Source organism: Streptomyces sp. LaPpAH-108, assembly GCF_000373625.1.
Taxonomy (GTDB): Bacteria; Actinomycetota; Actinomycetes; order Streptomycetales; family Streptomycetaceae; genus Streptomyces.
Genome location: NZ_KB891987.1, coordinates 1,305,211 through 1,331,868, shown reverse-complemented (window position 1 = coordinate 1,331,868; position 26,658 = coordinate 1,305,211). Strand labels below are relative to the sequence as shown.

The window sequence follows — 26,658 nt, the reverse complement described above, 5'->3', positions numbered from 1 at the left end:
CTTACACCCAGTGGGGACCGAGGGATCAGGCGACCGCGTCGTGCAGCCGCGCGGCCTGCTTGTCCTTGAGCGGGCCGATGACCGACAGCGACGGGCGCTGTCCCAGGATGTCGCGGGCGACCGACCGGACCTCGTCCGGGGTCACCTGGGCTATCCGGGTCAGCATCTCGTCCACCGACATCTGCTCGCCCCAGCACAGCTCGCTCTTGCCGATGCGGTTCATCAGCGCGCCGGTGTCCTCCAGACCGAGGACGGTGGAGCCCTTGAGCTGCCCGATGGCGCGGGCGATCTCGTCGTCGGTGAGACCGTGCTCGGCCACGTGGTCCAGCTCGTCGCGGCAGATCTTGAGCACGTCGGACACCTGGCTGGGACGGCAGCCCGCGTAGACGCCGAAGAGGCCGCAGTCGGCGAAGCCGGAGGTGTACGAGTACACGCTGTAGCACAGGCCGCGCTTCTCGCGGACCTCCTGGAAGAGCCGGGAGGACATGCCGCCGCCGAGGGCGGTGTTCAGCACGCCCATGGCCCAGCGGCGGTCGTCGGTGCGGGCGAGGCCCGGCATGCCGAGGACGACGTGCGCCTGCTCGGTCTTGCGGCCGAGCAGTTCGACGCGTCCCGCCGCGCGGAGGGCGCGGTGGCCCTCGCGCGGGGCGGCGGGCCGGGCGTCCGTCCTCGTCAGGGCGCCCGCCCGCTCGAAGGCGGCGCGGACCTGGCGTACGACCTTGGTGTGGTCGATGTTGCCCGCGGCGGCGACCACGAGGTGGGTCGGGTCGTAGTGCTTCTTGTAGAAGCGGCGGATACGGTCGGCCGTGAGGGCGTTGACCGTGTCCACGGTGCCGAGGACCGGGCGGCCGAGGGCGTTGTCGCCGAACATGGTGTGCGCGAACAGGTCGTGCACGCAGTCGCCCGGGTCGTCCTCGGTCATCGCGATCTCTTCGAGGATGGCGCCGCGTTCGACGTCGACGTCCTCCTCGCGGATCAGCGAGCCGGTCAGCATGTCGCACACCACGTCGATGGCGAGCGGGAGGTCGGTGTCGAGCACGCGTGCGTAGTAGCACGTGTACTCCTTGGCGGTGAACGCGTTCATCTCGCCGCCGACCGCGTCGAGCGCGGAGGAGATGTCCAGGGCGGACCTGCGGCCGGTGCCCTTGAAGAGCAGGTGTTCCAGGTAGTGCGTCGCGCCGTTGAGCGCGGGGGTCTCGTCACGGGAGCCGACGTTCGCCCAGATGCCGAAGGTGGCCGAGCGCACGGAGGGCAGCGTCTCGGTGACGATGCGCAGACCGCCCGGGAGGGTGGTCCTGCGGACGGTGCCGATGCCGTTGGTGCCCTTGATCAGGGTTTGGGTACGGGCGACGGCCCGCCCCTCCGAAGAGGTGCGGGCCGTCGCCTTGAAGCCACGGGACGTCACTGGTCGGCGTCGTCCTTCTTGTCGTCCGAGCCGTCCTCGCCCTCGATCACGGGGATGAGGGAGAGCTTGCCGCGCGAGTCGATCTCGGCGATCTCGACCTGGACCTTCTGGCCCACACCGAGCACGTCCTCGACGTTCTCCACGCGCTTGCCGCCGGCGAGCTTGCGGATCTGCGAGATGTGCAGCAGACCGTCCTTGCCGGGCATCAGGGAGACGAAGGCACCGAAGGTGGTGGTCTTGACGACCGTACCCAGGTAGCGCTCGCCGACCTCCGGCATCGTCGGGTTGGCGATGCTGTTGATCGTGGCGCGGGCGGCCTCGGCGGCCGGGCCGTCGGCGGCACCGATGTAGATGGTGCCGTCGTCCTCGATCGTGATCTCGGCGCCGGTGTCCTCCTGGATCTGGTTGATCATCTTGCCCTTCGGGCCGATGACCTCACCGATCTTGTCGACCGGGATCTTGACGGTGATGATCCGCGGCGCGTTCGGGGACATGGCGTCCGGCCGGTCGATGGCCTCGGTCATCACATCGAGGATGTGGAGACGGGCGTCGCGGGCCTGCTTGAGGGCCGCGGCCAGGACGGAGGCCGGGATGCCGTCCAGCTTGGTGTCGAGCTGGAGGGCGGTCACGAAGTCCTTCGTGCCGGCGACCTTGAAGTCCATGTCGCCGAAGGCGTCCTCCGCACCGAGGATGTCGGTGAGGGTGACGTAGTGCGTCTCGCCGTCGGCCTGCTCGGAGATCAGGCCCATGGCGATACCGGCGACGGGGGCCTTGAGCGGCACACCGGCGTTCAGCATCGACATGGTGGAGGCGCAGACCGAGCCCATGGACGTCGAACCGTTGGAGCCGAGAGCCTCGGACACCTGGCGGATCGCGTAGGGGAACTCCTCGCGCGTCGGCAGCACCGGCACGAGGGCGCGCTCGGCGAGGGCGCCGTGGCCGATCTCGCGGCGCTTCGGGGAGCCGACGCGGCCGGTCTCACCGACGGAGTACGGCGGGAAGTTGTAGTTGTGCATGTAGCGCTTGCGGGTCACCGGGGAGAGGGTGTCCAGCTGCTGCTCCATGCGGAGCATGTTCAGGGTGGTGATGCCCAGGATCTGGGTCTCGCCACGCTCGAACAGCGCCGAGCCGTGCACGCGCGGGATGGCCTCGACCTCGGCGGCGAGCGTACGGATGTCCGTGACGCCGCGGCCGTCGATGCGCTTCTTCTCCTTGATCACGCGCTCGCGGACCAGCTGCTTGGTCAGCGAGCGGTAAGCGGCGGAGATCTCCTTCTCGCGGCCCTCGAACTCGGGCAGCAGCTTCTCGGCGGCCAGACCCTTGACGCGGTCCAGCTCGGCCTCGCGCTCCTGCTTGCCCGCGATCGTGAGGGCCTGGGCCAGCTCCGGCTGGACGGCCTTCTTCAGCGCCTCGTACACGTCGTCCTGGTAGTCCAGGAAGACCGGGAACTCGCCCTCGGGCTTGGCGGCCTTGGCGGCGAGGTCGGACTGGGCGCGGCACAGGACCTTGATGAAGGGCTTGGCGGCCTCCAGACCGGCGGCGACGACCTCCTCGGTCGGCGCCTCGGCGCCGCCCTCGACCAGCTTGATCGTCTGGTCGGTGGCCTCGGCCTCGACCATCATGATCGCGACGTCGCCGTCCTCCAGGACGCGACCGGCGACGACCATGTCGAAGACGGCGTCCTCCAGCTCGGTGTGCGTCGGGAACGCGACCCACTGGCCGCGGATCAGCGCGACGCGGACGCCGCCGATCGGGCCGGAGAAGGGCAGACCGGCCAGCTGCGTCGACGCGGACGCGGCGTTGATCGCCACGACGTCGTACAGGTGGTCGGGGTTGAGCGCCATGATCGTGGCGACGATCTGGATCTCGTTGCGCAGGCCCTTCTTGAAGGACGGGCGCAGCGGGCGGTCGATCAGGCGGCAGGTGAGGATCGCGTCCTCGGAGGGGCGGCCCTCACGACGGAAGAAGCTGCCGGGGATCTTGCCGGCGGCGTACATCCGCTCCTCGACGTCCACCGTGAGGGGGAAGAAGTCGAGCTGGTCCTTGGGGGTCTTGGAAGCGCTGGTGGCCGACAGCACCATGGTGTCGTCGTCCAGGTACGCCACGGCGGAACCGGCGGCCTGCTTGGCCAGGCGGCCCGTCTCGAAGCGGATGGTGCGGGTGCCGAACGAGCCGTTGTCGATGACGGCCTCGGCGTAGTGGGTCTCGTTCTCCACTAGCGTTTTCTCCTCGTCTTCGTCCCGCTCGCCCGTGTGGCGGGGGACGGTGGTGGGAGAAGCGCCCCTTTGGTGCGGGCCGGTCTTCGATCGAAGCACCCGGGGCGTCTTCCCCCCGGGGGCCACTACCGAGGACCGGCGGCGGCGAGGTGCGCGTCTCCTCGTTCTGTGTCGTACGTGATGCGTTGTGCCAACACCCTACAAAGGGTCGGTGACACTCCGCACGTTTCCGCACGTACGGCAAAGGGAGCGGTTCCCGATCCTTATCGGGAACCGCTCCCTTCGTGGCGTCTTACTTGGCGCCGCCGGCCGCACCGCGGCGGATGCCGAGGCGGTCGACCAGGGCGCGGAAGCGCTGGATGTCCTTCTTGGCCAGGTACTGCAGCAGGCGGCGACGCTGGCCGACCAGGATCAGCAGACCACGGCGGGAGTGGTGGTCGTGCTTGTGGGCCTTGAGGTGCTCGGTCAGGTCGGAGATCCGACGCGAGAGCATGGCGACCTGGACCTCGGGGGAGCCGGTGTCGCCCTCCTTCTGGCCGAACTCGGCGATGATCTGCTTCTTCGTAGCGGCGTCGAGCGACACGCGTACTCCTCGGGTTCTTGGGTTGCCTTCGAGTGCCCCCGGTCTGACTCTCGGGGGTGCTTCCGTGACTCGGAAGGCGGGGAAGCCGTCGGGCGCGGCCTCCGAAGCGGGTGCGATGAAGCAGCTGCTGCGGGGGTGCTGACACGAACGGCCGTCACTCAGGGTACCAGGGGGTCGCGGCGGCTCCGGCCGGGGTCAGCGGGCGACGCTCTCGATGCCGACCGCCACGTTGGACAGCTCGCCCCGGTGGCCCTTGTCGATGGGGCCGTAGGCGCTGGTCGCGGCGAAGAAGAGGCGGCCGTGCTCGTAGAGGATGTCGTCCCGGGTGGGGTCGTCCGTCCCGGCGAGGTCGTCGGGGTTCGCGCCGAAGAGCAGCAGCGGGCGTTCCTTGCCGGTGGCCGGGTCCAGGGAGACCACGGCGGAGGGGGTGAAGCCGCTGCCCTCACGGTAGGCGATGAGCTGGTCCCCGTTCATCTCCAGCGGGGTCATGGCGCCGGTGGGCGAGGCGAAGCGGCGACCGCTCCTCCCGGTGGCCAGGCCGAAGGCGACGATGTCGTCGTCCACGGGGAGGAACAGCTGCCGGGTGCCGACGACGACCGACGGGCAGCTCTCGACCACGGCGCTGAAGGGGCGGTCGCAGCCGGTGGGCGTGTGGGTGTCGGCCAGCCGGATCGTGCCGCGGGCCCGGCCGTGTTCGTCGAGCGGGATCAGATGGCTGACCTCGACGTCTCCGGCGGCGACGGCGATCACGGCGGGCCGGGCGGAGGCGAGGTGGACGCTCTCGATGCCGTCGCCGACGCGGTACGTCCAGGTGGTGCGGCCGGTGTGGGCGTCGACGCGTTCGACGCGGAAGCGGGGGGCCGCCGAGTCGCCGCAGCGGGCGAGGGCGAGCAGGGCGGGGCCGCCGCCCGCGAAGCCGGTGTCCGTGCAGGTGCCCCGGTCGGAGCGGGTCCACAGGCGCGTGCCGTGGGTGGTGTCGTACGCGGCGGAGCCCTGGTCGCCCGCGACGATCACGGCGCCGTCGGTCATCGTCACGTTGACGTTGCCCGCCGGGGCGTCGGCAGTGCCGAGCCGGGTCTCCCAGCGCTTCTTCCCGGTGTCCAGGTCGATGACGGCGAGCCGGTCGCAGGGGGCGCTCAGGCTCTGGCCCGGGTCCACGCGCTCACCCGCGTAGGCGACGGCCGTCCAGCCCGCCGCGCTGACGTGCCGGGTGGTGGCGCACAGCGGGCCGGGGAACGTCAGGGTCCAGGCGGGGCGGTCGCCCTTCGCGTCGGTCGCGTTCGCCCGGGTGAGGGAGAAGCCCTTCACGGTGTTGACGAAGCCCTTGGCGAAGGTCCTCTCCGTGGCCCAGGCTCCGGGCGCGTCCGCGGTGGCGCCGACCTGGCGGATCTCCTCGCGGTACCGCACGGCCGCCCGCCCCTCGACCGACCGGGGCGGCGTCTCGGCCGTACGACGGACCGCGTCCGGCGCCTGCGGGGCGGGCGCGGGCCGGTCGTCACCCCCGGACGTCCCTCCGCTGCCGGCCCAGGCCCACAGCGCCAGACACGCGAGCACGACGGCGGCTGCTCCGCCGAGGAGCAGCCGGGTACGGCGACGGCGGCGCTGCTGGTCGACCGCGAGGGTGGAGGCGGTGAAGGCGGAGGGCGGGGGCGAGGTCATCGGGGGCCTTTCGGGGGCGTTGGGGGGGCGGGGTGCTCCGCTGGTCTTTCTGGGCCTGGCGTGGTTCGGCGATGGGGGGGGACGCGGGCGAGGTGGTGCGTCCCTGACGGTTCCGGGCCAGGGCGAGGTGGTGCGTCCCTGACGGTTCCGGGCCAGGGCGAGGTGGCGCGTCCCGGGCGGTTCCGATTCGGGAGGTGGCGCGTCCCGGGCGGTTCCGGGACGGGACGGGGCTCGGCCCGGGCAGTTCCAGGCCGGGCGGTGTCGTCGTCCGCCTCGTCGCCGACGGGCGGGACGTGTCGCCGACCGCGCCCCGGCTGTCGGCGACGGGGCAGTGCACCGTCTGGGCCAGGGGCGGGGCGGCACCTCCCGCGCCCCACCCCCGGCCGGCCTCCGTCGCCGTACCCCGTCCGAAGCCCCAGGCACGCTCCCTCCCGAATCCATGACCTGCCAGAACCCCGCCCAGTAGGGTGACTTCACAGTTCGCCGGTACGGATGGAAGGACGACGGCCGCGATGACCGACGCCGAGGACCTGGAACTGAAAGCGCGTAAGGAACGGGAGCGGGACGAGCTGTACGCGGTGGACATCTCGGGGCTGGAGTGGCACTCGGCGCCGGGTACCGAGGAGCACGAGGAGCGGGTGGAGATCGCGTACATGCCCGAGGGCGCGGTGGCGATGCGGTCCTCGCTGGACCCGGACACCGTGCTGCGCTACACCGAGGCCGAGTGGCGGGCCTTCGTCCTGGGCGCACGGGACGGGGAGTTCGACCTGCGCCCGATGGAGCACAACGGCGGGCTGGAGGCGCAGGAGCGGTTCCGGGCCGAGGAGGCCCAGGCCGGGGAGGGCTGAGCGCACCGCGTACGACCCGACGGGGGGCCGGAGCCGACGCTCCGGTCCCCCGTCGGCTCATTTGCTGGTCATCGCCCGCACGGTCGCGTACACGTCGAACACGGCGAGGGTGAGCGGGATCAGCGTGAGCAGGACGAAGCCCTCGCAGATCTCCAGGAACCGGCCCCAGAACGGGGTCAGGGTGCCGCGCGAGAGGACCAGGCCGAGGCCGGTGAAGAGCGCGGCGGCCAGGCCGATGACCGCGATGAGCCAGACGGTGCGGATCGAGAGGTCGGTGCGGTCGCCCGCCAGCGCCGCGCGCATCACCGACTCCGGCGGGTTGAGGGCGAGTCCGAGGCCGAGCAGGACCAGGGTGCCGAGGCCCGCCGCGAGGACGGCGGCGACCTGCGCGGTGTAGCGGAAGAGCTGGGCGCGCATCAGCAGGGCGACACCGGCGGCGAGCGCGAGGAGCTGGGCCCATACGTCGTCGGAGAAGCCGAGGACCGCTCCGGCGCCGACGGCGAGGAGGGCGCAGCCGCCGACCAGTCCGACGAGGACTTCGTGGCCGCGCCGGGCCTGTGCCTCGACGCGCTCGGTGTCCACGGGCTCGGGGGCGGCGGTCTCGGTGCCGTAAGCGGTGGCGCGGGGCGCCGAGTTGGGCGCCTCGAAGCCGATCGGGAGCCGGGCGATGCGCAGGGACAGGCCGGGCAGGAAGGCCAGCGCGCCGACGGCGACGGTGGCGCACAGGGCCACCGTCTCGGTGGGCGCCCAGTCGGCCAGGGTGGCGACGAAGACGGCCACGAGGGCCACGCCGGAGGCGAACACGAAGGCGACGAACGGGCCGTCCCGGTGCGGGGAGACGAGCGCGAGGACGAGCGAGGCGACGAGCACGGCGGCGCACGCCAGCAGGAACTGGAGTCTGCCGATGCCCTCGCCGCCGCTGAGCGGCAGCAGTCCGCTGCCCGCGACGCCGATGCCGGGCAGCGCGCCGAGGCCGAGGGCGACGGAGGAGGCGCGGTCGTCGTAGACCCGGGCGCGGACGGCGGACAGGACGACGAGCAGGACGCCGGTGACGGCGGCGAGGATGCCCGCCAGGCCGTTCATGTCGTGGCGCGGGTCGGCGGTCCAGGCCACGAAGGCGAGCAGGGCGGGCAGGACGCCGCCGCCGATCAGACCCGCGATCCGGGTGAGGTCGCCGCTCCAGAGCCGGTGCTGCTTGGTGACGGCGGCGGCGACCGCCTCGGCGACGTCGTCGAAGACGGCCGGGGGCAGGGACTCCGCGAAGGGGCGCAGGGTGAGGAGTTCGCCGTCGAGGATGCGCTGGGCGGCGAAGGAGCGGGAGCTGTCCAGCACGGTGCCGTCGGTGCGGACGAGGTGGTAGCCGACCGGGGCGCCCGTCTCGGGGCTCTGCCGGGCCAGGCGGAGGATCTCCGGGCAGAGGTCGGCGACGGGCACGTCGTCGGGGAGTGCCACGTCGATGCGGCTGTCCGGGGCGACGATGGTGACCCGGCAGAAGCCGAGTCCCGTACCGGCCCCGGCCGGTGTTCCGGTTCCGGGTCCGCCGGTGGCGGCCGTCATGCTCACCTGTCTGCTCCCCCTCGGTGATGGTGTGACGCGTTCCGCTCGCCCGGTGACGAGGGCGCGTCCGTGTGGTGAAGGTCCTGTGCCGTTCGCTCCCGCGTCCACCGCGGGTGCGGCGGCTGACCCGTCGTACGGCCGGATTCCGGGCCCCTCCCGCGCGGGGATGAGGCGAGTTGCCCCGGATTCTCCGGTCGCGTCGGCGTGTGCTCACGCGAACATCCGGCACCCTACCGCTCACCCGCGCGCCGTGAACTCAGTAGGATCGCGCGGCGGCCCGCGTCCGCCGGATACGGGGCGGCGGACGGAAAGCCGGGGTCGGGCAAGGGAATTGGTGAGCAGTGAGCCAGATCGTCGTCAAACGCCCGCCTCGGGCGCTTCCGTCCGACGTGCCGACGCAGGAGATCGCCGTCCAGCCGCCGCCGGAACTGCCGCGCGGGCATCAGGAGAGCGTGCTGATGCAGTTGCTGCCCACGCTCGGCATGGGTGGCTCCGTGGTCTTCTTCTTCACGAACGGCCAGCCGTTCATGAAGATCATGGGAATGATCATGATCGCGTCGACGATCGCCATGTCCGTCGCGATGGTCGTCCGCTTCCGGCGCGGTTCCCAGGGCCAGTTGGCCGACATGCGCCGTGACTACCTCAGCTATCTCTCGCAGACCCGCAAGGACGCCGTACGCACCGCGCGGGCGCAGCGGGACGCGCAGTACTACCTGCACCCCTCCCCCGAGCAGCTGTGGGCGCTGGTCGCCGAGGGCAGCCGGGTGTGGGAACGCCGGGCGGGCGACGAGGACTTCGCGCATGTGCGCATCGGTCTCGGTCCGCAGCCGCTGGCCACCCCGCTGATCGCGCCGGACACCGGTCCGGTCGAGCAGCTGGAGCCGCTGACCGCGGGCGCCATGCAGCGCTTCGTCGCGGCGCACGGCACGCTCGGCGACCTGCCGATGGCCGTCTCGCTGCGCGCCTTCTCGCACGTCGTGCTCAGCGGTGAGCCGGACTCCGTACGGGCCTGCGCCCGCGCCCTGGTGGGCTCGCTGGCCTCGCTGCACTCCCCCGAGGACCTGATCGTCGCGGTGGCCGCCGGGCGCGAGGCGCTGCCGCACTGGGACTGGGCGAAGTGGCTGCCGCACGCGCAGGCCCCGGGCGCGGTGGACGGCGCGGGCAGCCGCCGTCTGATCGGCTCGGACGTGCGCGAGCTGGAGGACCTGCTGGCGACCCGGCTCACCGGCCGCCCGCGCTTCCACCCGGACGCGGCGCCCCTGTTGGACGAGCCGCACATCGTGATCGTCCTGGACGACCTGTCCCTGCTCCCCGACTCCGTGCTCGCCTCGGCCGACGGCCTGCACGGCGTCACCCTGGTCGAGGTCGCGCCGGGCGAGCCCACCGGCCCGGCGGGCGATCTGTCGGTCGTGGTGCGGCCCGGCTCGCTGCGCCTCGAGTCCGGACACGGGATCGTCTACGAGGGCACCCCCGACGCCCTCTCCCCCGAGTCCGCCGAGGCGCTGGCCCGCCAGCTCGCGCCGCTGCGGATGGCCTCCGGCGGTGACGACGACGAACCGCTGCTCGCCAACCTGGAGTTCACCGACCTGCTCGGGCTCGGGGACGCCGCCTCCGTCGACACCAAGCGGACCTGGCGGCCCCGCGCCCTTGCCGAGCGGCTGCGCGTGCCGATCGGTCTCGGCGAGGACGGCCGCCCGGTCATGCTGGACCTCAAGGAGGCCGCGCAGGAGGGCATGGGTCCGCACGGTCTGTGCGTGGGCGCGACCGGTTCCGGCAAGTCGGAGCTGCTGCGCACGCTGGTGCTCGGCCTCGCCGTCACCCACTCCTCGGAGACCCTGAACTTCGTCCTGGCCGACTTCAAGGGCGGCGCGACCTTCGCGGGCATGTCGCAGATGCCGCACGTCGCCGCCGTCATCACCAACCTGGCCGACGACCTCACCCTGGTCGACCGCATGGGCGACTCCATCCGCGGCGAGCTGAACCGCCGCCAGGAGATGCTGCGCGACGCGGGCAACTACGCCAACATCCACGACTACGAGAAGGCGCGCGCCGCCGGTGCGCCCCTGCAGCCGATCCCCTCGCTGGTCCTGGTGATCGACGAGTTCAGCGAACTCCTCACCGCCAAGCCGGACTTCATCGAGATGTTCGTGCAGATCGGCCGCATCGGCCGCTCGCTCGGCGTGCATCTGCTGCTGGCCTCGCAGCGCCTGGAGGAGGGGCGGCTGCGCGGTCTGGAGACGTATCTGTCGTACCGGATCGGTCTGCGGACCTTCTCCGCCGCCGAGTCCCGCGCCGCCCTCGGTGTCCCGGACGCCTACGAGCTGCCGAACGTGCCCGGCTCCGGCTTCCTGAAGTTCGGCACGGACGAAATGGTGCGCTTCAAGGCGGCGTACGTCTCCGGGGTGTACCGCTCGGGGCCGCAGGGCGGCGCCGCGCTGTCCGGCGGTCCGCTGCCGGTGGACCGGCGCCCGGTGCTGTTCACGGCGACCGAGGTGCCCGTGCACTACGTCGCGGTGCCCCAGCAGCGCACCGAGTCCGTCAAGGACGTGGACGACGCGCTCGCCGACACCGTGCTGGACGTCATCGTGCGCCGTCTGGAGGCGCAGGGTCCTGCCGCGCACCAGGTGTGGCTGCCGCCGCTGGAGAGCCCGCCCGCGCTCGACGCGCTGCTGCCCGGCCTCGCCCCGGTGCCGGGCCGCGGTCTCACCCAGCCCGACTACGAGGGCGCGGGCCGTCTGATCGTCCCCGCCGGTCTGGTCGACAAGCCCTACGAGCAGCGGCGCGACCGGCTCATGCTGGACTTCTCCGGCGCGGCCGGGCACCTGCAGATCCTCGGCGGTCCGCAGTCCGGCAAGTCCACGCTGCTGCGCAGCCTGATCTGCTCCTTCGCGCTCACCCACACCCCGCAGGAAGTGCAGTTCTACGGCCTGGACTTCGGCGGTGGCGGCCTCTCGGCCGTGGCCGGGCTGCCGCACGTCGGCGGGATCGCCTCGCGCCTGGACCCGGAGCGGGTGCGGCGCACGGTCTCCGAGGTGTACGGCGTGCTCACCCGGCGCGAGGAGTACTTCCGCTCGGCGGGCATCCCCTCCATCGCCGACTTCCGCGCCCGCCGCGCGCGCGGTGACATCTCGGTCACCGACCAGCCCTGGGGCGACGTCTTCCTCGTCATCGATGGCTGGGGCAACTTCCGTACCGACTACGAGGGTCTGGAGCCCGCCGTCCTGGACATCGCCGCGCGCGGTCTGGGGTACGGCATCCACGTCGTCATCACGGCGTCGCGCTCCATGGAGGTCCGGGCGAACCTCAAGGACCACCTGATGAACCGCCTCGAACTGCGGCTCGGTGACGTCATGGACTCCGAGGTCGACCGCAAGGTCGCGGCGAACGTGCCCGCGGGGGTGCCGGGGCGCGGTCTGTCCCCGCAGAAGCTGCACTTCATGGCGGCCGTGCCGCGCATCGACGGCCTGACCTCCGACACCGATCTGGCGGACGCCACGGCCGCGCTGACCACCGAGGTCTCCCGCCACTGGCAGGGCCCGGGCGCGCCCGAAGTACGCCTGCTTCCGCGCCAGTTGGACGCGGTCGAGCTGCCCTCCGGTGACCGTTTCCCGAAGCGCGGGGTCGCCTTCGCGCTCGACGAGGACAACCTGGAGCCGGTCTTCCTCGACTTCGAGCAGGACCCGTTCCTGCTGGTCTTCGGCGAGAGCGAGTCCGGCAAGTCCAACCTGCTGCGGCTGCTGATCAGGCAGCTCACCCTGCGGTACGGCGGCGACGAGGCGAAGTTCTTCGTCGTGGACAACCGGCGCTCCCTGCTGGACGTCACCCCGGCGACCCACCTGGCCGAGTACATCCCCATGTCCAGCCAGATGGACCACCACATGACGGCCCTCGCCGACCTGATGCAGCGCCGCACCCCGACCGCCGAGGTGACCGCGCGGCAGCTCCGCGAGCGCAGCTGGTGGCGGGGCCCGCAGGTCTTCGTCGTCATCGACGACTACGACCTCGTCTCCACCTCCAGCGGCAACCCCCTCGCGGGCCTCACCGAAATGCTCCCCTTCGCCCGCGACGTCGGCGTCCGCTTCATCATCGCCCGCTCCTCCGCGGGCGCCAGCCGCGCCTCCTACGAACCCTTCCTCCAACGCATGAAGGAACTCGGCGCCCAGGGCCTCATCCTCGCGGGCGACCCCGGCGAGGGCGACGTCCTCGGCGGAGTCCGGCCCCGGCCGATGCCCGCGGGGCGGGGGGTCTTCGTGTCACGCAAGCGGGGGAAGCCGTTGGTGCAGACGGGGTGGGTGGAGGGGGAGTACTAGCCGGTCACCGGTTGTGGCTTGATGGTGCCGCGTCCGGGCGGCGCGGCACGACAAAACGGGGAGTGATGACGGATGGCGTGGGACGAGTGGGAGCAACTGAAGGCGGACGCCGCGAAGAACCGGCCGACGCACACGCAAATCGACCATGTGCCGCCCGATGGGGGCGGACCGGTTCCGCGCGGTGATCTCACCGTGCACGAGACGGACCTGGCTGCCATCGGCAAGGCGGCCCACGACCTGTTCGAGGACTTCGGGCACTACAGCGACCACGCGCGCATGTCCTCACTGAAAGCGGCCGGCGGACTCACGAGCGAGGGCTTCGCCATCGGAGCCGCCCTCGATCATGTCGCCGGACACTGGGTCGACCAGGTGCAGACGCTTCTCGACGCCTGCGCCCACATCTCCAACCATCTGCGCTACACCAAGAACCAGCACGCGGCCGACGAGTCCTACATCGCGGGCACCCTCAGCAGCATCTCCGAGCTGGACCAGGGCTTCGACGAGCGGAAGGGCGGCTGACGGGGATGGACCTCAACGCGCTGCGCGACGGCAACTTCTCCCAGCTCGGTGAGGCCATCACCGACTGGGAGGAGATGACCAGGAAGCTCGACACCTTGCGGGAGGAAGCCCGCGACAACCTCAAGGCCAAGGCCGACAAGGCGAACTGGGCCGGCGTCAACGCCCAGGTGAGCCGTGAGTTCATCGACAAGACGGCGAAGGAGTTCACGGACGCCCACACGCAGGCGAACACCGTGGCGAAGATCCTCAAGGACACCCGCAGCGAACTCATCGACTACCGGGCCCAGTTGCATGATGCCATCGCACGAGGAGCGACGAAGCACCTCACCGTCGTCGACACCGGTCACGGAACGTTCACCGTCAGCGGCAACACGCGCCCCGACTGGGCCGCCGACCCCAGCGGCAACACCGGCGCCGTCGACCAGAAGGACGTCGATGGCCTCCGTGACGAGATCCAGCGCATCCTGAGCAAGGCCACCGAGAGCGACAGCACCGCGGCGAAGGCCCTCACACTGATCGTGAACCAGGCCAAGTACGGCTTCTCCAGCGCCGCTTACGGTGACCGGGACGCGGCGGCCAAGGCTGTCGCGGACGCCGACCGGCTGGCCAGGATCCTCAAGAAGAACCCCCACGACGTGACGAACACGGAACTCGCCTCGCTCAACTCCGCTCTGGCCAAGTACAGGGACGATCCCCTCTTCGCGGAGGAGTTCGCCACCCAGGTGAGCCCCAAGAAGGTGCTCACGTTCTGGGCCGGCATCGCCGATCCGTACCAGGGCACGTACGACCCGGAGCGTGCCAAGCAGGCGAAGCAGCTCCAGAAGAACCTCGGAACCGTCATCGGCCGGGCCACTCTCTCCGACAGCGACAAGATGCAGAGCTGGGAGAAGCGGATGATCGGGCTGGGCCCGGACCAACTCGGCATCGACGACGCGAACAATCCGGTCGGCTACGCCGTCATGAGCAACCTGATGCGTTTCGGTGACTATGACGACCAGTTCCTCAACGACTACGGCGACAAGCTCCTTGCGTACGACAAGAAGATCAACGGGCAGCCCATGAGCCCCTGGATCAACAATCTGAACCAGGGCGACCTCAACTACTGGGGCTACAAGAACGACCGCGGCCGCGACCCCATGACCGGCTTCCTGGAGGCTCTGGGCCACAACCCGGAGGCATCGACGCGGTTCTTCGCACAGCCCGACGGAACCGGCGACACCGTCACCAAGAACTCCGAGGTCAACGACCATCTGAAGTACCTGACGAAGGAACGCGTCTGGCTGTCCGACGCGACGTTCGAGGGCGACCACGACTACGTCGCGGGCCGTAACTCGCTGGGGCGTGCGCTGGAAGCGGCCACCACCGGATACTCCGCCGACGCCACCGCGAAAGAGATCACGGCGGGTGACGGGCGCACCGCGGCCACGGCCGGCGTCATGGAACAGGTCGCCTACCTCTACGGAGGCAAGGACGGCCCGACCATGCTGCACGACCAGCCCGAACTCGCGGACAGCCTGGGCAAAATGGCGGGCGCGTACATCGACGACCTCGACTACGAACTCTCCGGCATCGGCGATCACGCCAAAGACACGGACGACTTCCCCGCCCGGTACGGTGGACGGGCTCAGTTCGGCAACCAGGGAGCCATCAATTTCCTGAGCGTTCTCGGACAGGACGAGCACTCTCACAAGGCGGTGACGGTGGCCCAGCACCTCTACACCCTGAGCATGCTCGATGCCCACCCGCCGACCACCGAAGCCCATATGAACCACGCCCGGGACATCATGTCGGTGGGTGCCGAGGCACGCGGCATTCTGGACCACTCCCGCGCACAGCAGGTGGCGACGACGTACGGCGAGAACTCCGAGGAGGCCAACAAGGCGCTGGGGCGGTCTGCCGACTGGAAGAAGCTGGCGGTGGGAGCAGTCGTCGCCGGTGGCGTCGCCGCCGTCCCGCTCCCCGGATCGACCGCCGCCGCAGTCGTCATCGCCCCGCTCGCCGCGGACACCCTCACCGACGCGGCCAACACGCTACTGGGGCAGCAGATCGACAAGGCGACAGACGACGCGGAGGACGATCCCATGGTGCCGTCGCAGATGGCCAGCCAGAAGTTCTACGGGCAGGGAACCGAGGACCTCGGAACGACCTACGACTCGTACTTCGCGCACCACCCGCGGGCGCGGGACACTGCTGACGCTCAGCGGTGGATCGAAGAAATCAAGCAAAGCTACTTGGGTGTCGGCTCGGCCGAGGACGACTTCCGAGGCCGGCCTCCGTACAAGGACTGATCGGAGACGAGAGTGCAGCGAAACTCATGGGTGGGCGTCTACAGGTCAGTTCTCGCCGTTGCGGCTGCCGGGCTGCTCGTCGGTGGGTGCAGCGAGGGTCCGGCGAAGGGTGATGCCAAGGAGCCGGGCACGAACATGACGGCGAGCGAGGTCTGCGACGGAACGCTCGACGCGGCGGCGCAGGCCGCGCTGCGCCGTCTGTCCGGTGTCGAGCGGTTCGACGAGATGACGGGGACCAACGAGGCCGGAGAGTCGAGCGTGTTCTCCGTGCGGTACGCGGTGCGGCATCTGCACGACGAATACCCCACGCGGGGCGCGTGCTGGGTGTACAAGACCGGCGCCGGCAATGATCGTCCGCTGCTGGAGATCCGGTTCTCGGCAGCGGAGAGGTATCCCAAGGCCGCCGGGAAGCAGCCGTATCGGCTGGGCGTCTACGCGGGAGTCGGGCGCGACGGTGCCAATGTGTTCTTCCGCTGTGCCACCAAGGCGCCCTCCGCGAAGGCGTTCATCGGGGACGCGAAGTACGTGCAGGCGGACATGTACTCGGCGGCGGGCAGGCTGCGGGACGAGCGCCAGGACACGGACCGTATGGCGATCCTCGGTTCGATGTCCCGGGCGGTGGCGCGTGAGGCGGGGTGTTCCTCGGAGGCGGGGCTGGGTGAGGGGCGTACGGGGTCCTGAAGTCCGTAGGCGGGTACGGCGAAGGGTGGGCACCTCCCGTGCGTGCCCACCCTTTGTCGGTGCCGTGGCTCAGCCGGTGCCGTGGCTCACATGTAGTAGCTGGCGGCCTTCTTGTCGCCGCCGAGGTAGTCGCCGCCGGCCGAGTGGACGACGCGGCTGATGGCCATCAGGGCCTCGTGGATGCCCTTGGCCTGCTTGTCCCAGTCGGCCTGGCGCTCGGCGTAGACGGTGTGGGCCTCGCCCTCCCACATGCCGGCGACGCCGGCGACCTTCTGCTTGATGGCCTCCAGGCTCTCCTCAAGGCGCTTGGCATGGTTGGCCAGTTGCGTGGCGGTCTCGTCGAGGCTCTGGTAAGTGACTTCCAGCTCGCCGCTGTTGTTGACGCTCATGATTGCTCCGTTTTCGCGAGAAGGGATGGGCGGGCGGGGATCAGTAGTTCGACAGCGCGGAGTGCGAGCCGCCGAGGTCCACGTCGATGCCCTGCACCTGGGCGCGGACCTCGTCCTCCGTGCCGTCCTTGATGCGGCGGGTCTGGCTCATCGCCTCGATGAACTTCGCGAGGATGCCGCCGATGTGCACCATGCGCTCGTTGATCTCGGTCTGCTTCTTGTTGAAGGCACCGGCACCGATGCCCTTCCAGTTGCCCTCAAGGCTGTCGATCAGGGCCTGGAGTTCCTTGAGCTGGCCCTTGACGCTCTCGAAACGGTGCAGAAGCTCCTTTTCGAGGACGATGAGGTCCTTGTCACTTACCTTCTGGCGCTGCGCCATTTCCATGCCCTTCTGTGTGAACTGGCCTTGCGTGGGGGCGTCTTGACCCCTGGCAGGCGGACTGCCGGCCGCTCGGTGAGCGGCGGCGTGCGGGGCCCGGTCTAGGCGTTACGGCGTGCGCGCAGCACGGCGAAACCGGCCCCTGTGATGAGTAGTACGGCTGCTGCGGCGCCGATGGTCACCCAGGTGCGGGTGCTGTCGCCGGAGTCTGTGGTCTTGGCGGCGGCGGAGGTCTGTCCACCGGACTTCTCTCCTGCGGAGGGCTTGGGGGACGGGGTGGGGGTGGCCTTGGCGTCACCCTCGCCGTCCGCCGTCCCGTTCTCCTTCGCGAGGGGGTCTACGTTCGCCGGGCCCGGGTCGATGTTCTTGTTGATCAGCACGCGGCGGGGGCGGACGACTCCGTAGCCGAGGTACGTGCCGGGCTTGTCCTTGGGCCAGGTGCGGGCGGCGGTGTCGATGAGCGCGCGGAGGACTTGGTTGGCGGTCCAGTCGGGGTGGGCGGACCAGACGAGGGCGGCGGAGGCGGAGGCAAGTGCGGTCGCGGGGCTCGTGCCGTACGCGATGCAGTGCTTGGTGAAGGTGTTGTCACACCAAGAGGGGATGCCGACGCCCGGTGCCGCGAAGTCCACGTAGTTGCCGTGGGTGGAGAACTTGCCGACTTCGCCAGACTGATTGATAGCGGAAACGCCGATCGCGTAGGGGTACTGGGCGGGGTACTGACCCTTGTTCCCCTTGTCCCCGGTATTGCCTATACCCGCGAACAGCAACTTGCCCTTGGAAGCGGCGTACTTGATGGCCTCTTCCTCGTCCAGGCTGTAGTAAGGGCTCGCGAACGACATGTTGATGATCTTGACGTCGCTGTCGGCTGCCGCCTTGATCGCGGACGTCGCACTGGGAGTTCGCGCCTGCTCCTTCGGGTCCTTCAGCCCCTCCCCGTAGATCCGGTAAGGGACGACCTTGGCTCCCGGCGCGAGCCCCTTGATCCCGCCACCCGCTCCCGTACCGGCGATCAGCTCGGCCATGTCGGTTCCGTGGCCGTCATAGTCCTGGGTGACGTGGTACGCCACAGACTTTGGCACCTCGTCTGCCAGCACCTGGCCCTTGAGTGAAGACGTGTTCGGATTGATTCCACTGTCGATGACAGCCACCTTCACCCCCTTGCCGGTGCTGTACTTCCACATCTCCTCGGCACCCATCGCCTTCAGGTACCACTGCTCCGACTGAATGTCCGATGCGGCCGCCTCGGGCCCCACGGCCACTGACCCCACGACCAGCACGCCCAGCGCTGAGCACACGGCAGAGACACGTCTCGCATTGAGTTTCGTCAGGCGGGCGCTCGGCACCCGCCGCCGGCTGAACTCTGGCTTCATGCCTGTGTACGTCCTCGCTCGTGTTCAGTCGCTCTGCTTCGGCGCGTCACGCCGCTTCTTCTTCTGCGACGGGCCGCGCTTGTCGTCATGGGAGTCGGCTCCCACCGCTCCTCGCCCAAGGCCCTTCCCGGCATCCTTGGACGTGTCGGTCTTGGTCCTGGGGGCGCCGACCACGCTGTTGGGATTCCTCGCCGAGCGCAGCGCGGCCTGACCGGCGGCGGGATCGGCCTTCGCCGTGGGCGACCCGATGACGCCCCGGCCGCCGAGCTGTCCCTTGGGCTGCGTCGAGGAGGACGACTCGCCTGCGCCGACGACCATGCCGCGCGGCACGCGGGGACCGGCCGCCGTTCCCGGCGTACGGGCGGCGATCGGCTTGCCGCCCACCACGCCATTGCGCACCGGACCGGCGGGGTTGCCCGCGCCGGAACGTCCGGTCGGCGCACTGGCACGTGGCGTTCCGCCGGTGACCCCACGCCCCATCGGCGACTGACCAGGAGAATCCGTACGCCCGGTGGCGCGAGCGGTCTGTCCCAGCGGGCCTTGCGGCGTGCGGCCACCGATCGGGGACCGCCCCGTCTGCGCGGTGGGGCCCTGCGCACCTCGGCCGCTGCCGATACTTCCCGGACCCGTGCGTCCTTGGCCGGACAGGGGCAGCCGGTTGACCGGCCCCCCGCCGAAGCCGGTGGACCGCCCGGTGGTGGGCATGATCGGAGGCGGTGTCCCCGGCCCCGGGAACGACGCGGGGAACTGTCCCCCACCGCCAGCTGCCGGAAGCGTGGGCGCGGGGTGGGCCGTAGGCACCGTGGGAGCCGACGCGGGCAGTGTGCCCACCGTGTTGATCTCGGTGCCGATGTCATGAGTGACCGGTGCTGTGGGCTCGTGCGGCGTCTTGTGCGCAAGCCCGCTTGCAGCCGCCTCCGCGCCATGAGGTGTGGTCAGCGCTTCATGACGGCCCTCGACCACATGCCCGGGAGCAACCGACGACGCAGCCGTTCCGGAACGGGCTGAAGACTGCCCTCCCTCAACCCACTTCGGCGGCTGCGGCACCCCCACATCCGGCATCCCCCGAAGCGGCTCCGGCTCCGGCGCAGCCTTCAGCGCCGTAGCCGACACCGCGTAGAAGGACGCCAGCCGGTTCATCTGGTTGATCGCCTCCTGCCGGTGCTTCTCGGCCCTCACGGCGGCCGTGTAGTCCGGGTTGGTGTCGACCTGCTTGGCCTTGGGGAGGTCGTGGGGGCGCTTCTGGTCGGCGGCGGGGCGGGGGTCGCGCGGGGGCATGGACTTGCGGACGGAGGCCAGGCCGGTGGCGGCGGCGTCGATCTGGGTCGCGGCGACGTCGGCGTAGGTGGCGAGGTCCTTGGTCCAGCTGATGAGGTCCTTGGTCCACTTGTGGAAGGCCTCGGCGCCCTCGCCCTCCCAGTCGACCTGCCCGAGGTTGGTGTGCAGGTCGGTGGCGGCGTCGTGGATGGCCGTGCGGGCGTCCCACAGGGTCTTGCTCGCCTGCTCCAGATGCTCCGGATTGGCGTGCTCGACCAGGTCGATCATCGCGTTGAGGTCGTGGTCCTCGAAGTCGGTCCGGCCGAGGGACAGCGGAGACCCCATCGGCGTGCCCTTGAAGATGGTGTCGACGGCGTGGAGCATCTCGACCACACCGACCTGGACGTCCGCCTGCTCGACGTCAGCCTTGTACTGCGGCTGCTGCCGCCAGTTGTCGCTCACTGGTAGTCCTTCACGGCGGTCTTGCTGGTCTCTCGAAGAGGCTCCGGCTTCTTGTCGTGCGACTCCGGCTTCTTGTGATGCGACTCCGTCGCCTTCTTGTGCTCCTGGTCGAGATGCGACTTGATCTCCCAGAACCGCCGTTCCACCTCGGCCTCCGCCCCGTCGTACGCCCCGTCGGAGGCCCGCGTCGCGAGGGTCAGTGCCTCGATCTGGAGTCCCAGGGACTTCGACAGATAGGTGAGCCGTTCGTGGACGCGCTCGTACTGGCCGTGCAGGTCGGTCGCCTCGTGGAACGGGGCGTTCGCGCCGCCGAACGAGCTTCTTTCGAGCCTGTGCTGCGCGACCTTGGACGGCCCGCCCGGGGCGTCCTCGAAGGTGCGCAGCGCGTCGTCGACCTTCGTCTTGAACTTCGACAGCGCGTCGATGCCGCGCCTGACGTGCGAGCCGCTACCGCCAGCCACCGGACGACCCCTTCCCCGTACCCCGTTTGTGCAACTTTCGACAATGGGGGTGCGCGCAGTCGTACCCCCGTACCGTCACAGACCACTGTAGTCACTGTGTAAATCGCGGCCAACTGAACTCTGCGACGGTTCAGTTGCAACCATGTCCCGGGGCGAGGGGTCCGCGGGGCCGCGCAGATCCGGCAACTCGGGCCGAACGAGCGGAAGTTACGCCCCGTGGGCACAGAATTCTCACGTACGGAACGGGGCGTACGGAGTCCCGGGTCCGGGCTGGCGGGAACTTTGCATCCACAAAACATCACCCCGGTGAAAGGGCTCTCGCCTTGCCGAACTGTTCGGGACGGAGATTTCACCGAACCGTGGTTGCTACGTTGACGGCAGACCGACACGGGGGCGCCGGACGGCCGGCGCGGCCACTGGGGAACGGAGGGCCACTCCATGGCGTGGGACGAGTGGGAACAGCTCAAGGCTCAGGCGGCACAGCGGCCTTCGGACGGTACGGCGCACACGCGGCTGAACCAGCTCGCACCGGACGGCGGGGGCGGCGGGGGCGGGGACCTGGTGGTGCACCAGGACGACCTCGGAGCCGTCGGCCATGCCGCACATCTTCTGTACGACGAGGTCAAGGGCTGCGCGGACATCGCGGGCGCGGGGGCGGACAAGAGCGGGAACGGCTCCACGGTGCAGGCGGCGGCCTCGCTGAAGTCGCACGGTTTCCAGCTCGGCGGGGCGCTCAATACGACGGTGGACGTGTGGAGTTCACAGGTGAAGTCGGTGCTCCAGGCGTGCGCGCACATCTCGGACCACCTGGACTTCACGAAGAGGCTGCACGCGGAGGACGACGCCAAGATCGGGACGGTGCTGCGCGGCAGTGACGGGGGCGCCGTGCCGGTGTCCCAGCTCGACGAGTACTTCAAGTAGGGGATCGCCGTGGCTCTCACCTTCACCGATCTCGCCGAGGTGGACCTCGGCAGGCTGGCCTCCGCCGTGGCGGACTGGAAGTCGACCGCGGACGGTCTGAAGAAGGCCGCCGACAGCGCGCGTACGGGGATGCGGGCGAAGTCCGACGCCGCCCGGTGGGCGGGCGTGAACGCCACCGTGACACGGGAGTTCGTCGCCAAGACGGCCAAGGAGGTCGCGGATCTCCACGCCGAGGCGCACAGCGTGCACCAGGTACTGGACGACGGGCACCGGGAGTTGGCCTCGCTGCAGAAGCAGCTCCGGACGGCCGTCGACGTGGAGGCCGCGCGACTCGGTGTGCGGGTCGAGGACATCGGGGGCGGGAAGGTCCGCTGCTTCTTCCCGCACGTGCGCGGGGACACCGACGAGCGGACGCAGGAGCAACTCGACTCCCGGCAGGCACTGGAGAGCAAGATCAACCGGCTCCTCGCGCACGCGGAGGAGATCGACGCCTCGGTCGCCCGCGCGCTGGGCAAGATCCACGGCAACGACCGGCACAACGCGGGGCACACCACCTATGAGTCCCTGAACGACGCCGAGGCCGAGCGCGCGGTCGAACTCGCCCGCAAGGGCGACAAGATGACCGACGCGGAGCTGCGTGAGCTGAACGAGCTGCTGCGGTTCAACGCCGGTGAGAAGGACGGGGAGTTCTCGACGGAGTTCTACCGGGGGCTCGGCGGTCCCGAGAAGGCGCTGCAGTTCTACGCCTCGATGTCCATCGACGGTACGAGCGCCGACGCGTCCAAGACGCGGCTGGACGAAGTGCGCGATCTCCAGCGGGTGATGGGCTACAACCTCGCCAACGCGACCGACCCCGACCACCGGCACCATCTGCCGGACAGCTGGGGGCAGGACTTCCGGCGCCTCGGCACCCAGCAGATCGGCTGGGAGCGGGGGCAGTGGAACAAGCCGTACGGCTACCAGGTGCTCGGCGGGCTGCTTCGCTACGGCGACTACGACCCGCGGTTCCTCGACCCGATCGCGGAGCACGTCACCCAACTCCACAAGAAGGACCCGTACTTCTTCCTCTCCGACAAGCCGGCCGGTAACCCCGACCTCTACGGCTTCAACCCCTCGGGGAAGCTCGGCAGCGGCAACGATCCGCTCAACAGCGTGCTGGAAGCGCTCGGGCACAGCCCGGAAGCCTCGGAGAAGTTCTTCACCTCGGCCCCGACCGCCTACAACGAGGACGGCACCGTGAAGCCGGGCGGCGACCCCGGTTTCTCCTCCTACCTCGACCTGTTCACCGACAAGGACTTCGAGTGGACGGTCGACACCAACGCGACCAACATCCTCGCCGACGAGGACAAGACCAAGGCCGCCCTCGGCTTCGGCCCCACCGCCCTCGGCCACGCCCTGGAATCCGCCACCACCGGCCGCCCCTACGACAGCGACCCCACAGCCGACGCCATCCGCCACACCGAGGCGCGAACCCAACTGGTGAGCGAGATCGTCGACAAGTTCGGCGAACATCCGGAACTGATCCGGCACAACGAGAACGGGGAGCTGGAGGACGCGGAGTCGGGGCCGTTGTATGCGATGCGGGGGAGTTTGGGGGATATTACGGCTGAGTACATGGGGGATTTCCAGCAGGCCATGTATCGCGAGGACCCCAACAGCAGTCTGTTCCCCACCTTCGGTGCTGCCGCGCGCCTTGACCCTGATCACGCCACCCGGTTCCTCGGCGAGGTGGGACAGGATCCCGGCGCCTATTCGGCCATCACCACCGCACAGCAGGCGTATACGAGCAATGTCGTGGACCATGTGATCAACGACCCCACCCATTCGACTGCCTCGCTGGACGGGCGCGTAGGGGCCGCCGTCGCTCCGGGCTCGGTGATCGCGGGCGTCATGAGCGAGGCCAGGACGCAGGCGGTCTACGACTACCACGCCGCGTCCGACAAGGAGTTCAACGAGGCGGCCGCCGACAAACAGAAGTGGGTGAACCGCATTCTGGGCATGGGGATCGAGAAGGTCGGCGAGCGGGTTCCCATCGCCGGTGCGCCGCTCGAATGGGCCTCCGAGGACATCCAAGAGTCCATCATGAAGAGCATCGAGAGGGACACGTCGAACGATGCTCAGACCGAGGCGGGGACGCGGTACACGGAGGGGCGAAACGCCGCCCTGGACTCCGCGCAGGCTGCCGTGGACGTTGCCCTGGTGAACAATCACACCGTCAATCCGGACACGGTCGAGGACCTTCGCAGAGCGGCACGTACATCCGCGGGCCAGAGTCATTCCGACGGCGCCCAGTGGAAGTCGGAAAGCGGCACGCATTGAGGTATCGCGCCGTCGGAGCCGTCCTGGTGGGGGGCCTGGTCCTGGGATGTGCCACCGCGTGTTCGGCGACCGAGCCGACCGCCGGGTTCACCGTGCCCGCCGAGTTGTGCGGAGTCGCCGTCCCTCAAGCCTCACTCAGTAAGTTGTTGCCCGCCTCGGGCGGGAAGCTCTCTGCCAAAGCATCGGCGCCCGGTGATGATCTGGGCATTGTCTGCGAGGTCGGGGTCGACGGTCAGCAGGTGCTTTCCGTCGAGCGTGAGCGCGTCGATTCCGGTCGGTCGGCGTGGAACATCGCGTCGTACGACCACCGCATCGGGCAGGTGAAGTCCGGTGCGGGCGACATGATCGCCTACGTGGGCCGGGCCGGCGTATCGGTCGTTCCCTGCGTCCGGAAGGGTGCGCGGGACAAGTCCATGAGTACGTACATCCGAACGCTGAAGCCGGGTCGCGAGGACGAGTCCGCCATGAAGGCGCTGATCTCTGGCTACACGGCAGCACTCGGAAAACAGCATCCCTGCTAGTCACGGATATGGAGAGGGGCAATCGTGAGGTCATCGGCGTACGCACTGGGCGTAGGCGCGCTTCTGCTCGCCACGGTGGGAGCATCCGGCTGCTCCTCCGACGAGGCGAAGCAAGAGTTCACCGTTCCCACGTCCCTCTGCGGCGTCTCCGTACCCCCCAAGGCACTCTCCCGGCTCCTCCCCGCAGACGGCAGTCACATCACCTTCCGGCAGGACGGAAGCGTGGAGAAGGGCTGGACCCTCTGCGGAGTGGAGGTCGACGGTCACGCCGTGCTGAACGTCAGCCAGGAGTGGATCGACGCGGGTGACACGGCCCGGAACATCCTGCGGCACCAGTTGGTGATCTCGGATCAGAAGTCGGCGGACGGCGGCTCCGTGGCCTATGCCGACCGGGGTGCCGCATCGCTGCTGAAGTGCCGCGGGACCGGTGTGGAGAAGGAGGACGTCAGCACGGTCGTGGAACTGCTGAAGCCGGGCCGGGCGGACGAGACGGCCATGGGAGAGCTGATCCGCGAGTACACCAAGTCGTTGAAGGCCCGGAACCCCTGCCAGCCCGACTGACCGGCAGCCGGAGGGAGCACTGATGAAGCCGTCGTCGTACGCACTGGGCATCGGCACCCTCCTGCTGACCGCCCTGGCCTCAAGCGGTTGCTCGCCCAACGAGGCCAAGCAGGACTTCACCGTCCCCGCCTCCCTGTGCGGCGTCTCCGTACCGTCCGCAGCCCTTTCCCGATTGCTCCCCGCCGACGGTACCCAGGTCTCCGTCCAGCAGGACGGCACCTGGGACAAGGATTCGCCGCTCTGCAACGTGACGGTCGACAAGCGCCTCGTGCTTGTCGTCAGCACGGAATGGGTCCGCGCGGGCGACAGTGCCCGGAGCGTCCTGGGGAAGCGCCTGGCCGTCTGGCAGCAGAAGTCGGCAGATGGGGGTGCCGTCGTCTACTCCGACAGGGGTGCCGCGTCGGTGGTGAAGTGTCAGGACGCCGGGGTGAAGAAGTTCGACGTCGGCACGTTCATCAAGGTGCTGGAGCCCGGGCGGCGGGACGAGCAGGCCATGGGGCAGTTGATACGCGGATACACCCGGTCAGTGACGCCGCAGCGTCTTTGTCGTCCCACTTCTGGGTGATCCGAGGGCGGCTGGTGGGGAGCCCGGGTACGGGGTCGGGCGTGGGTCGGCGCGGGTGACAGGAGCGGAACGTCTTGGGCCGTCGTCTGATCGTTCGGCGGCAGAAGTCGGCGGATCACCTCAGCGCGCTGATCACTAGCGGCGTCCCCGGCGCCGGGCGTCCCGTACCGCCACTCCCGTCCCCGTGAGTCCCGCGACCAGCACCCCCGCGCCGATCGCCACGTACGTGGCCAGGCGGGCGTTTCGTTCCTGGGGGGTTTCGCCGAGGGTGAGTTTGGCGGGGGTGGGGGGTTCGGCGTGGGTGAGGACGGCGTCGGGGTGGGGGGATTCCAGGGGGTGGTCGTCGTCCGTGAGCGCTCGGACGGGGTCCACCACGCCCCAGCCGACGAGGCGGTCGTGGCCGGGGATGGAGCGTTCGGCGGTCTGCTCGATCTGGGCGATGACCTCGCGGGAGGTCCAGTCGGGGTGGCGGGACTTGATCAGGGCGGCGACGCCCGCCACGTACGGCGCCGAGAAGCTGGTGCCGTTGTCGGAGCAGTGGCCGCCCTTGGGGACGGTGGAGATCATGTCGACGCCGGGGGCGGCGACGCCGACGAAGTCGCCGGACTGGGAGAAGGCGGCGCGTTCGTTGTTGCGGTCGGAGGCGGCGACGGCGAGGACGCCGGGGAAGGAGGCGGGGTAGGTCTTCTTGACGTTGCCGCCGAGGCCGTCGTTGCCCGCCGAGGCGACGACGACGATCTTGTGGGCGATGGCGTCGTCGACGGCTGCGAGGAGGGCGGCGTCCTGGGGCACCGGTTTCACGGTGTCCTGGGAGATGTTGATGACCTGGGCCTTCTTGGCCGTGGCGTGGCGGATCGCCTCGGCCAGGGTCGCGGCCGTGCCGTTGCCCTCGGAGTCGTTCTGCTTGATCGGGATGATCGTGGCCTCGGGGGCGAGCCCGACGAAGCCGGTGCCCTTCATCGGGCGGGCCGCGATGATGCCCGCGACGCGGGTGCCGTGGCCGACCGTGTCCGTGGTGCCGTCCTTGCGGCCCCGGTCGATGCGCTGACCCTTATCGTCCTTGGCGGGCAGGAGGTTGGCGCCGAGGGAGGCGTCCACCGCGTGCGTGAGCTGCGGGTTCTCCGTGTCGACACCGGTGTCGATGACGGCCACGCGCACGCCCCGCCCCTTGGAGCGGCTCCACAGGTCGTCCAGGATGACGCGCTGGAGCGCCCAGGGCGTCCCGGAGTACACATGGTTGGTCTTGCTGAACGTGCACTGGTCGGAGTCGGCGGCAGCGGTGGGCGCCGTCAGCAGCCCGCCGCCCACGGCGAGAGCGGCGGCGACACCCGCACGGGCCAGGGGCAGCGGCAGCGGCAGAAGTCCGGAACGCGTCATCGTCCCTCCC

Annotated in this window: 21 protein-coding genes; 10 read left to right on the top strand and 11 right to left on the bottom strand. The window is 69.9% G+C overall.

The genetic code is table 11. The features are described from left to right. Window positions 1–25: 25 nt before the first annotated feature. The 4 genes from B079_RS0106030 to B079_RS31410 form a co-directional block, all read right to left on the bottom strand. Complete coding sequence (locus B079_RS0106030; protein WP_018544881.1) at window positions 26–1,405, bottom strand: M16 family metallopeptidase; 1,380 nt, start codon at window positions 1,403–1,405, stop codon at window positions 26–28. Continuing rightward, window positions 1,402–3,621 (bottom strand): polyribonucleotide nucleotidyltransferase, encoded by a 2,220-nt coding sequence (locus B079_RS0106025; RefSeq protein ID WP_018544880.1) that lies wholly within the window; start codon window positions 3,619–3,621, stop codon window positions 1,402–1,404. Before B079_RS0106025 ends, B079_RS0106030 begins: the two co-directional genes overlap by 4 nt. Window positions 3,622–3,913: 292 nt before the next feature. Continuing rightward, a complete protein-coding gene (gene rpsO / locus B079_RS0106020; RefSeq protein ID WP_018544879.1) occupies window positions 3,914–4,204 on the bottom strand; it encodes a 30S ribosomal protein S15 in 291 nt (96 codons plus the stop codon). A gap of 195 nt (window positions 4,205–4,399) precedes the next feature. Continuing rightward, complete coding sequence (locus B079_RS31410; RefSeq protein ID WP_018544878.1) at window positions 4,400–5,863, bottom strand: PQQ-binding-like beta-propeller repeat protein; 1,464 nt, start codon at window positions 5,861–5,863, stop codon at window positions 4,400–4,402. Window positions 5,864–6,375: 512 nt separating this feature from the next. Between B079_RS31410 and B079_RS0106010 the strand changes: the two genes are divergently transcribed. Next, window positions 6,376–6,711 carry a DUF397 domain-containing protein gene (locus tag B079_RS0106010; protein ID WP_018544877.1) on the top strand — a complete coding sequence of 112 codons (336 nt, stop codon included), beginning with the start codon at window positions 6,376–6,378 and terminating at the stop codon, window positions 6,709–6,711. A 57-nt stretch (window positions 6,712–6,768) separates the two neighbouring features. On the opposite strand, the gene eccD is transcribed toward B079_RS0106010, so the two are convergent. Beyond that, window positions 6,769–8,268 carry a type VII secretion integral membrane protein EccD gene (gene eccD / locus B079_RS0106005; protein ID WP_037801290.1) on the bottom strand — a complete coding sequence of 500 codons (1,500 nt, stop codon included), beginning with the start codon at window positions 8,266–8,268 and terminating at the stop codon, window positions 6,769–6,771. Between the two features lie 341 nt (window positions 8,269–8,609). On the opposite strand from eccD, the gene eccCa reads away from it, so the two are divergent. From eccCa to B079_RS0105985, 4 genes are all read left to right on the top strand, one after another. Then, window positions 8,610–12,578, top strand: a complete 3,969-nt coding sequence (gene eccCa / locus B079_RS0106000) for a type VII secretion protein EccCa (RefSeq protein ID WP_018544875.1) — start codon at window positions 8,610–8,612, stop codon at window positions 12,576–12,578. Between the two features lie 72 nt (window positions 12,579–12,650). Then, entirely contained in the window at window positions 12,651–13,097 is a 447-nt protein-coding gene (locus B079_RS0105995; RefSeq protein ID WP_018544874.1) for a hypothetical protein, read from the top strand. Window positions 13,098–13,102: 5 nt separating this feature from the next. Beyond that, window positions 13,103–15,385 (top strand): DUF6571 family protein, encoded by a 2,283-nt coding sequence (locus tag B079_RS0105990; RefSeq protein ID WP_018544873.1) that lies wholly within the window; start codon window positions 13,103–13,105, stop codon window positions 15,383–15,385. Window positions 15,386–15,520: 135 nt separating this feature from the next. Continuing rightward, window positions 15,521–16,066 carry a hypothetical protein gene (locus B079_RS0105985; RefSeq protein ID WP_018544872.1) on the top strand — a complete coding sequence of 182 codons (546 nt, stop codon included), beginning with the start codon at window positions 15,521–15,523 and terminating at the stop codon, window positions 16,064–16,066. 86 nt (window positions 16,067–16,152) lie between these two features. On the opposite strand, the gene B079_RS0105980 is transcribed toward B079_RS0105985, so the two are convergent. From B079_RS0105980 to B079_RS0105960, 5 genes are all read right to left on the bottom strand, one after another. Next, complete coding sequence (locus B079_RS0105980) at window positions 16,153–16,455, bottom strand: WXG100 family type VII secretion target (protein ID WP_018544871.1); 303 nt, start codon at window positions 16,453–16,455, stop codon at window positions 16,153–16,155. A 40-nt stretch (window positions 16,456–16,495) separates the two neighbouring features. Then, window positions 16,496–16,834, bottom strand: coding sequence for a WXG100 family type VII secretion target (locus B079_RS0105975; RefSeq protein WP_018544870.1), 339 nt, complete (start codon window positions 16,832–16,834; stop codon window positions 16,496–16,498). Window positions 16,835–16,935: 101 nt separating this feature from the next. Beyond that, window positions 16,936–18,093: a S8 family serine peptidase gene (locus tag B079_RS0105970; protein WP_018544869.1), complete on the bottom strand. Its 1,158-nt coding sequence runs from the start codon at window positions 18,091–18,093 to the stop codon at window positions 16,936–16,938. Window positions 18,094–18,228: 135 nt separating this feature from the next. After that, window positions 18,229–19,923: a WXG100 family type VII secretion target gene (locus B079_RS0105965; protein ID WP_018544868.1), complete on the bottom strand. Its 1,695-nt coding sequence runs from the start codon at window positions 19,921–19,923 to the stop codon at window positions 18,229–18,231. Beyond that, window positions 19,920–20,384 (bottom strand): hypothetical protein, encoded by a 465-nt coding sequence (locus B079_RS0105960; protein ID WP_018544867.1) that lies wholly within the window; start codon window positions 20,382–20,384, stop codon window positions 19,920–19,922. The genes B079_RS0105965 and B079_RS0105960 overlap by 4 nt, the downstream gene beginning before the upstream one ends. A gap of 438 nt (window positions 20,385–20,822) precedes the next feature. Here B079_RS0105960 and B079_RS0105955 point away from each other — a divergent pair, with 438 nt between their 5' ends. From B079_RS0105955 to B079_RS0105935, 5 genes are all read left to right on the top strand, one after another. Then, entirely contained in the window at window positions 20,823–21,305 is a 483-nt protein-coding gene (locus B079_RS0105955) for a hypothetical protein (protein ID WP_018544866.1), read from the top strand. Window positions 21,306–21,314: 9 nt separating this feature from the next. Next, window positions 21,315–23,624, top strand: a complete 2,310-nt coding sequence (locus B079_RS0105950; protein ID WP_018544865.1) for a DUF6571 family protein — start codon at window positions 21,315–21,317, stop codon at window positions 23,622–23,624. Window positions 23,625–23,716: 92 nt separating this feature from the next. Beyond that, window positions 23,717–24,145 (top strand): hypothetical protein, encoded by a 429-nt coding sequence (locus B079_RS0105945; RefSeq protein WP_158684944.1) that lies wholly within the window; start codon window positions 23,717–23,719, stop codon window positions 24,143–24,145. A gap of 24 nt (window positions 24,146–24,169) precedes the next feature. Next, entirely contained in the window at window positions 24,170–24,706 is a 537-nt protein-coding gene (locus tag B079_RS0105940) for a hypothetical protein (RefSeq protein WP_018544863.1), read from the top strand. 22 nt (window positions 24,707–24,728) lie between these two features. After that, window positions 24,729–25,271, top strand: a complete 543-nt coding sequence (locus B079_RS0105935; protein ID WP_018544862.1) for a hypothetical protein — start codon at window positions 24,729–24,731, stop codon at window positions 25,269–25,271. Window positions 25,272–25,406: 135 nt separating this feature from the next. On the opposite strand, the gene mycP is transcribed toward B079_RS0105935, so the two are convergent. Further along, the gene (mycP, locus tag B079_RS0105930; protein ID WP_018544861.1) at window positions 25,407–26,648 is read right to left on the bottom strand and encodes a type VII secretion-associated serine protease mycosin; all 1,242 of its coding nucleotides are present in this window, start codon (window positions 26,646–26,648) and stop codon (window positions 25,407–25,409) included. Window positions 26,649–26,658: the final 10 nt, after the last annotated feature.

Coding starts and splice junctions, on each gene's coding strand:
- B079_RS31410 (WP_018544878.1), bottom strand. CDS start 5,863: ATGACCTCGCCCCCGCCCTCCGCCTTCACCGCCTCCACCCTCGCGGTC.
- B079_RS0106010 (WP_018544877.1), top strand. CDS start 6,376: ATGACCGACGCCGAGGACCTGGAACTGAAAGCGCGTAAGGAACGGGAG.
- eccD (WP_037801290.1), bottom strand. CDS start 8,268: ATGACGGCCGCCACCGGCGGACCCGGAACCGGAACACCGGCCGGGGCC.
- B079_RS0105995 (WP_018544874.1), top strand. CDS start 12,651: ATGGCGTGGGACGAGTGGGAGCAACTGAAGGCGGACGCCGCGAAGAAC.
- B079_RS0105990 (WP_018544873.1), top strand. CDS start 13,103: ATGGACCTCAACGCGCTGCGCGACGGCAACTTCTCCCAGCTCGGTGAG.
- B079_RS0105985 (WP_018544872.1), top strand. CDS start 15,521: ATGACGGCGAGCGAGGTCTGCGACGGAACGCTCGACGCGGCGGCGCAG.
- B079_RS0105980 (WP_018544871.1), bottom strand. CDS start 16,455: ATGAGCGTCAACAACAGCGGCGAGCTGGAAGTCACTTACCAGAGCCTC.
- B079_RS0105975 (WP_018544870.1), bottom strand. CDS start 16,834: ATGGCGCAGCGCCAGAAGGTAAGTGACAAGGACCTCATCGTCCTCGAA.
- B079_RS0105955 (WP_018544866.1), top strand. CDS start 20,823: ATGGCGTGGGACGAGTGGGAACAGCTCAAGGCTCAGGCGGCACAGCGG.
- B079_RS0105935 (WP_018544862.1), top strand. CDS start 24,729: ATGAAGCCGTCGTCGTACGCACTGGGCATCGGCACCCTCCTGCTGACC.
- mycP (WP_018544861.1), bottom strand. CDS start 26,648: ATGACGCGTTCCGGACTTCTGCCGCTGCCGCTGCCCCTGGCCCGTGCG.